The following is a 7,824-nucleotide window of genomic DNA, read 5'->3' as shown; positions in this document are numbered from 1 at the left end:
CCCGCAGGCCGCGCCCAGGTCAGGGCCCGCCCGCCCCCGCACCAGCCCCCGCCCACCGGTTCGGGCCGCCCCCCGGGTGGAGTACGTTTTACACAGCACAGCACTCGACCCGAAAGCGCACCCGCGCACCCGGGCGGGCGCCCCGCGTGTTCTGACGGCAAGAACCACCACCCGCACCACACCCGGTGCGGGCGTGCCCCCTGCCCGCCCTGGACCGCCACCCGTTCTCGAAAGGCACCACGGCCCCCGTGTCTGACCGTCCCTCCGCCCCCGGCGGCGGCCGCAACACCCGCCACCCCACCGGCATCCGCGTCGTCATCGCCCTGCTGGCCCTGTTCGCCCTGGTCCTGGGCCCGGCCGGCTACGTGCGCGGCCTGGACGCCCAGGCCCACGCCAGCTCCGCCGCCGAATGGTTCACCATCGCCTTCGGCGCCGCCGTGGGCATCCCCCTGCTGGCCGCCGCCGTGGCCACCGTCGCCGGGGACCGCAAGGCCGCCCTGTGGTCACTGGCCCTGCTGGCCTGGCCGGTGATCTTCGTCGCCGCCCTGCACATGGCCCTGTGACAGGCCCCACCGCGCCCCGCGCACCCGCCACGGGCCCACACCCGCCCCTCCCAGGAAACGCGACGACCAACGGTAGGCTGCCACCGTGTCACCCAAGAAACGCAAGCGCCGCAAGCCCGGGCGCCCCGACACCGCCCAGGCCAGCGCACCCGCCCAGGACCAGGCCCCCGACACCACCGCACCCAAGGCGAACATCAGCCGCACCCCGGTGGTCGTCACCGACCCTCCCGACCGCAGGATCACCGCCCTGTGGGTGGCACTGACCCTGCTGTGGCTCCTGGGCACCCCCCTGGCACTGGCCAACCTGCTGTTCAGCTTCATGGACCTCCAGGACACCCTGCTCCAGGCCGCCCCCGACGCCCAGCCACCCCCCGAGAGCGTGGACGCGATCGGCAACGCCCTGATCTGGGTCCTCCTCCTGGCCCTTCTCGTCCCCGCCGCCTCAGCCGTGGCCGCCCTGTTCCTCAAGCGCAGGATCGCCGCGATCGGCTTCACCGCCGCGTTCGCCGTCTCGGCCGTGCCCCTGCTGTGGGCCATGCCACCCGCCGAACTCTGGGACGCCCTGACCACCCACCTGTTCGGGTAACACCCACGCACCACCCGCACCCGTCCCCCCAGGGGCCACGCGCGCCACCTCCCGCGCCCACACCCGCCCCTGGGCCATCATGGATGACCGTGAACACACCCCGCCCCACCCACAACCACCCGGCCACCACCGAGATCGTCCTGCCCGGGGCCGTACGCCAACGCCTGGAACACACCACCCACAGCGTCCTGATCGACACCCGCGCCCTGGCCAGCGTGCGCGAACGCTTCGACACCGAACAGGCCCACGCCCTGGGCCAGTACCTGACCAACGCCCAGTCACCCAACACCCTGCGCGCCTACCGCACCGACTGGACCTCCTTCACCGCCTGGTGCCTGGCCGAGCAACGCCAGTCCCTGCCCGCCGACCCCGTGGACGTGGCCGTGTACCTGGCCGCCTGCGCCCAGGCCCGCACCCCCGACGACACCGCCTGGGCCCTGGCCCCCTCCAGCATCGAACGCCGCGCCGCCGCCATCGCCGCCGTCCACGGCGCCCACGGGCTGGAATCACCCACCCGCGCCGAGGTCGTACGCATGACCCTGCGCGGTATCCGCCGCACCCGCAGGGCCCGCCCCCGCCGCAAGGACCCCGTCATCCTGCCCACCCTGGAAGCGCTCCTGGCCGCCCGCCAACCCCACACCCACCCCCACGGGGTGGCCCGCACGCGCGACACCCTGCTGCTGCTGGCCGGGTTCGCCGGAGCCCTGCGCCGCAGCGAACTGGCCGCGCTGACCTTCGACGACGTCGACCTGCGCGTGGACCCCTCCACCGGCGCCCCCGCCCTGGTGGTGCGGCTGGGCGCGACCAAGACCGACCAGGAGGACCGCCACGGCCAGACGGTCGCCCTGCCCCGGGGGCGCCACCGCCACACCTGCCCGGTGTGCGCCTACGCCGACTGGTCCCACCTGCTCCGAGCCCACCGCGAGGGCGGCGACGAGGCGGTACGCACCCTGATCGAACACACCCCGCCCCTTCCGGCACCCACCACCCACCTGTGCCAGGACTGGGAGGGCACCGACCTGTCCGACGGCACCGGACACCCCCTGCTGCCCACCGTGGACCGCCACGGCCACATCGCCGCGCGCCCCATGTCGGGCCGGGCCGTGGGCGAGGTCGTCAAACGCCACGCCCGCCGGGCCGGACTCGACCCCGACGACTTCGGCGGGCACTCCCTGCGCTCGGGGTTCGCCACCCAGGCCGCCCTGGGCGGGGCCAGCGACCGCGAGATCATGCGCCAGGGCCGCTGGACCAACCCGCGCACGGTCCACGACTACATTCGCACCGCCAACCCACTGGAGGACAACGCCGTCACCCGCCTGGGCCTGTGACACCCCACCCGCACCACCGGCATCTCAGCTTGCCAACAAACACACCAGCAGTACTCGAAATCACCCGTTAAAGTGCGATCCTTCCCTGATGAGACATTAGGTTGGTTGCGTGAGAAAGGGGACGGTCCCATGGTCGACGAGTTTCGCGCAGCCTTCCAAGAACTGATCAACGCCTCCGTCGCCACCGACCCCCAACACTTCCCCCCAGCCGTCCGCAAGGTCTACCTCCTGGCCTCCCAGATCCCCGCCGCCGAACGCGAACTCGCCCTGGAAGCCCTCACCCCCCTCCTCGCCGGAGACCAGGCCGCCCCCGGCATCATCGCCGACCTGTCCGTGGTCGCCGGAGCCCTGGTCGAGATGGGCACCGACCCCGGCCCCACCGGCGTGGAGGTCCTACGCCGCCTACGCACCATGGGCCGAGGCGCCATCGTCTTCGTCCGCGCCTGGGAACACACCGGCGGCGGCACCCCACCCGACCCCGAGGTCGTCACCGCCGACGCCGAGAACCGCGTGGCCACCACCCTGGGCACCGACGCCCCCGGCGCCACCATGTGCTGGTGGACCATCCGCCGCCACGGACTGGCCGCCAAAACCATGCTCAGCGAACCCGGCGTCCGCGCCCACATCCGCCGCGACCCCGCCCTGCACGCCGAACTCCTGGCCATCGCCGACCAACTCAGCGACCTCCTGGCCGAGTTCGAGGAACTACACGCCCTCCTACGCATGGCCCAGACCACCCGCGCCCTGGTCATGGACCGCGACTCCCGACGCGCCTTCCGCGTCCTCTTCGACGGCATCGGCGACAACTCCCAACTGCACACCCTGCTCGCCGACGCCCTCATCGGCCCCCACGGCCAAGGACTCCCCGGCGACCCACCCGACCCGCGCTGGGTCGCCGCCTTCCGCGACCACACCCCCGACCCCGCCGCCCAGACCGTCCGCGGCTGGTGGAACCTCGTCGCCCACGACGGCACCTGGGTGTGGAACGAGGGCATCCCCGCCGAGATCCCCACCGTCGACGGCGAACACCTGCTCATCCTGGACGAACAGCCCTACCCCCGCTCCTGGAGCGCCGGACGACGCCACCCCCACGTCCACGCCTGGCTGGAGGTCGAATCCGAACTGACCCCCGACGAGGCCGACCTGTGGTGGAAACGCGTCGCCCCGGCCGAACCCGCCATCCCCAGCACCCACGAGGACACCGAGCACCCGCCCCTGCCCGAGGCGATCACCCTCACCAACGACGACACACCCGCACCCGAGCGGACACGCGCCTTCCTACCCGAGGAAGAAGACCGGGCCAGCACACCCCCGCCCGAGAGCGCCCCCACCCAGGCCGTACCGCACCCCCAGACCAACGCACCCACCCAACGGCCCGAACCGCACCGGGCTCCCCAACCCGCGCCCGAACCCACCGGCGGCAACGGACTGCTGCCGCCCCTGCCGCCGGGGGTGTCCAAGAGCGCCAACTGGGGACCCACCTGGCGCTGACCACCACCCGCCCCCTCACCGCGGACCGCGCCCCTCGGGAAACCGGGTGGGGGACGTCCCCCGCCACCGCACGGACGGCGGGGGAGCGGATGGACCCCAACGGCGGACACGGCCAGGAGCGCGCCGGGCGCAGCGACGCGCCACACCCCCACCCGGCGGCCGCGGGGCCAACCCGGCAGCGCCCAGCGGCCGGGTGACCACCCCAGGTCGAGGACACGGCACCCCACGCGGGGAGCCGGGCACGCCACCCCCTAGGAGGCCCGGTGCCGGGGCGTGTGCGCACCGGCCGCCGCCGCACGCGGCCGACCACCGTCCTCCTCGTCCCCGTACAGGCCCTCGAAGTACTCCTCCTCGGTGGGCCCCTCGTCCTCGTCGCGCACCCAACGCCCACCCACGAACACCGGAGCCAGGAGCACCACCACCAAGGGCACGAACACACCCAACGGCAACAGCACCAGGGCCCCCTCGGCCCCCGGCAGCGGCGACAACCGCTCCACCAGCTCCATCCGCCACAGCGCGCCCCCGCTCGCGGCCCCCACCACCAGCGCCGCACCCAGGGGCAGCATCGGCGTCAGCCGCGACGGAACCGCCATCATCGCCACCAGCAGACCCACACCCACCAGGCCCGCCACCGCCAGGGGACCCGGCCCCTGCATCAGGGTCATACCCTGCGCGTGCAGCCCGCGCAGATGGGTGAACGCCCACCCGGTGACCAGCACCAACAGCGGACCCAGAACAAGACCAGACAGGAAGCCGACAACATGTCGCACGGGGACGCTCCTCTCAGGGGGTTGGGGAGCACCCTAGCGACAAAAAACAAAACCGGCACCACATCCCACCAATCCCGACATACAACCCACGGGCCGGCCCCGCCCAGCAGCGGGGGAGAGGGCCACCCCCACACGCACAAGGGGCCCCACCCCGTCCCCGGAGTGGAGCCCCACAGACGACGCCGCCTCAGACGGCGTCCGGATCACGGCGCAGCGAGTCCGCACCCGGCCGGTCGGGCACCGCCAACACCCGGTCAGTGGGCCTCTGCGCACCCCACCGGCGGCGGAACTCATAGGCCACCAACGCCACCAGCACCGACCCCACCGACGCCAACAGAGCCTGGCGCTGGTCGGGAATGACGATCATCGCGACGAAGATCGTCACCAGACCACCCAGCACCACCCAGGTCAGATACGGAAACGCCCACATCCGCAGGGTCAACCGCCCGGGCTCACGCCTGCGCACACGCGCACCCACCACCAACTGCGATGCGCAGATGGTCAGGAACAGGACCAACAGGATCGCGCCGATGGAAGCCACCAGGAACGGGAACACCTGGTCGGGCCACAGGTAGTCGACCACCACCGCGGCGTACCCCACCACGGTGCCCAACAGGATCGCCCGCACCGGCACACCCCGCCGGTTGGTCCCGCGCAGCGCACGCGGAGCATCCCCCTGCCGGGTCAGGGTGAACAGCATCCGCGAGGAGGTGTACATCGCCGCGTTCAACACGCTCAACACCGCGACGAAGACCACGATCTCCATGATCAACGAGGCACCCGGAACACCCACGTGCTCCATCACGGCCACGAACGGGCTCGTCGTCGGGTCCACGGTGTTCCACGGCAACACCATCACGATGACCACGATCGAGGCCACGTAGAACAGCCCGATCCGCCAGAGCACGTTGGTCACCGCCGAGGCCACACCACGCTCGGGCTCGGCGCTCTCACCCGCGGCGACGGTGATGATCTCCACCCCACCGAAGGCGAACAACACCACCACCGTGGCCGCCAGCACCGCGACCCACCCGTTGGGCGCCACACCACCGTGCTCCCACAGGTTCGCCACGCTGGATCCGCCCGAACCGGTCCACAACCCCGCCGCCCACAGGCCGCCGATCAACAGGAACGCCACGATCGTGGCCACCTTGACCAGGGAGAAGAACGACTCGGTCTCGGCGAACACACGCACCGAGACCAGGTTGGCCACCGTCATCGACAACAGCACCAGCAACGCCAGAGCCCACCCGGGCACACCCGGAACCCACTGCCCCAGGATGCTCGCACCGGCCACCGACTCCGCCGCCACCAACACCGCGTACATCCACCAGTACACCCAACCGATGGTGAAACCGGCACGCGGGCCAAAGGCCAGGCGGGCGTAGTCGGAGAAGGAACCCCCCGCGGGGACCGCCACCACCATCTCGCCCAGGGCGCGCAGGGTGAAGAACACCAGCGCCCCGGCCAGCAGGTAGGACACCACCGCCGCCGGGCCCGCCATCTGGATGACCGAACCGGAACCGATGAACAGTCCGGCGCCCACCGAACCACCGATCGCGATCAGCGCCATGTGGCGGCGCCTGAGCGAATGGGCCAGTCCGGCGCCACGGGTCTGCGTTTGGTTGGCCGCCTGTTCAGGCGGCGTCACACTGCTTGTCACCTGGCCAACCTTAGGGAGCATCTCACTCCTTGGACACCCTCAAACCCAACAAAAACAGCCCATGACCCCATCATGTGAAATATGTAACATCCCAGGGCGGACAACCTTCGCACATATGAGCGAGACCACTCACGCGCAGGACCCACACCACCGCCCACCGTGACCACCCTCACCCCCACACGCCCCCACACCACCCCACGAGGAACACACCCCACCCCCCAGACCTTCCACACCCCACCCACCCCCCACAGGAAACGAAACCCCCACCCTCACCCCACAGAGGGAAGCGCACCCACCCCCACCTGTGCCACGATCACACCCGTGCGCCACCTCACCCTGCCCCTACGCCCACTCACCAGCGCCCACACCTACCGCCGCTGGACCTACCTCGTCATCGGCGGCGCACTGTCCATGCCCTACGCCATGGCCGCCCTCGTCCTGGCCACCCTCATCACCGACCAGACCAACACCCCCCACACCACCGCCGTCCACGCCCTCACCCTCACCACCGCCCTGGCCGCCATCGCCGCCACCGCCTACCTGCCCGGCACCCGCAACGCCCAGACCCACCTGGCCCGCGCCCTCCTGCGCGGCCCCCTCAACCGCACACCCCAACCCACCACCACCTGGCGCACCACCGCCCGCACCAGCCTGTGGCTGTGCCTGCACATGAGCGTGGGCCTGGCCATCTGCATCCTCACCATGGTCGCCCTGACCGAAGCCGCACTCCTGGCCATCGCCCCCCTGAGCACCCAGCCCAACACCATCGCCCAAGGCCCCCTCACCCTCATGGGAACCGACCCCCTCACCCCCACCCAACGCCTCCTGGGACCCCTCATCGGCCTGGCCCTCCTGGCCGCCCTCCTCCACACCATCGCCCTGACCGGACACCTCCTCGCCCACACCGCCCCCCGCCTCCTGGGCCCCTCACCCACCGAACGCCTGGCCGCCGCCCAAGCCCACGCCCACACCCTCGCCGAACGCAACCGCCTCGCCCGCGAACTCCACGACACCCTGGGCCACGCCCTGTCCGTGGTCACCCTCCAAGCCGCCACCGCCGCACGCCTGCTCGACACCGACCCCGACTTCGCCCGCCAAGCCCTCACCCACATCGCCGACCAGGCCCGCAACGCCACCGCCGACCTCGACCACGCCCTGGGCATCCTGCGCGAGGACACCCCCACCACCCACACCACACCCCCCGACCTCACCCACCTGACCCACCTGGCCCACGCCACCCAACACACCGGCACCGACCTGACCTACACCCTCACCGGCGACCCCACCCACGTCCCCGCCCTGCTCTCCCGCGAGACCTACCGCATCAGCCAGGAAGCCCTCACCAACGCCCTACGCCACGCACCCGGCCAACCCCTCACCCTCACCCTGAACATCACCCCCACCACCCTCACCCTCACCCTCA

7 protein-coding genes are annotated in these 7,824 nt (G+C 71.8%); 5 read left to right on the top strand and 2 right to left on the bottom strand.

Annotation, left to right across the window (positions count from 1 at the left end; translation table 11 throughout):
* Positions 1-248: 248 nt before the first annotated feature.
* The 4 genes from D455_RS0100910 (at position 249) to D455_RS0100895 (ending at position 3,968) form a co-directional block, all read left to right on the top strand.
* The gene (locus tag D455_RS0100910) at positions 249-563 is read left to right on the top strand and encodes a hypothetical protein (protein ID WP_026122188.1); all 315 of its coding nucleotides are present in this window, start codon (positions 249-251) and stop codon (positions 561-563) included.
* 85 nt (positions 564-648) lie between these two features.
* Positions 649-1,149 (top strand): hypothetical protein, encoded by a 501-nt coding sequence (locus tag D455_RS0100905; RefSeq protein ID WP_017568879.1) that lies wholly within the window; start codon positions 649-651, stop codon positions 1,147-1,149.
* Between the two features lie 83 nt (positions 1,150-1,232).
* Entirely contained in the window at positions 1,233-2,477 is a 1,245-nt protein-coding gene (locus D455_RS0100900) for a site-specific integrase (protein ID WP_051064556.1), read from the top strand.
* A gap of 129 nt (positions 2,478-2,606) precedes the next feature.
* Entirely contained in the window at positions 2,607-3,968 is a 1,362-nt protein-coding gene (locus D455_RS0100895) for a hypothetical protein (RefSeq protein ID WP_017568877.1), read from the top strand.
* A gap of 251 nt (positions 3,969-4,219) precedes the next feature.
* On the opposite strand, the gene D455_RS0100890 is transcribed toward D455_RS0100895, so the two are convergent.
* Entirely contained in the window at positions 4,220-4,738 is a 519-nt protein-coding gene (locus tag D455_RS0100890) for a hypothetical protein (protein WP_026122187.1), read from the bottom strand.
* Between the two features lie 187 nt (positions 4,739-4,925).
* A complete protein-coding gene (locus D455_RS0100885) occupies positions 4,926-6,311 on the bottom strand; it encodes an amino acid permease (protein WP_017568875.1) in 1,386 nt (461 codons plus the stop codon).
* 411 nt (positions 6,312-6,722) lie between these two features.
* Here D455_RS0100885 and D455_RS35740 point away from each other — a divergent pair.
* A partial coding sequence (locus tag D455_RS35740; RefSeq protein ID WP_017568874.1) for a sensor histidine kinase occupies positions 6,723-7,824 on the top strand: 1,102 nt, incomplete at its 3' end.

Origin of the sequence: Nocardiopsis halotolerans DSM 44410, assembly GCF_000341065.1 — a bacterium.
In the GTDB taxonomy this organism is placed as follows: domain Bacteria; phylum Actinomycetota; class Actinomycetes; order Streptosporangiales; family Streptosporangiaceae; genus Nocardiopsis; species Nocardiopsis halotolerans.
The sequence above is the reverse complement of the archived record's forward strand: the minus strand, read 5'-3'. Positions and strand labels throughout refer to the sequence as shown.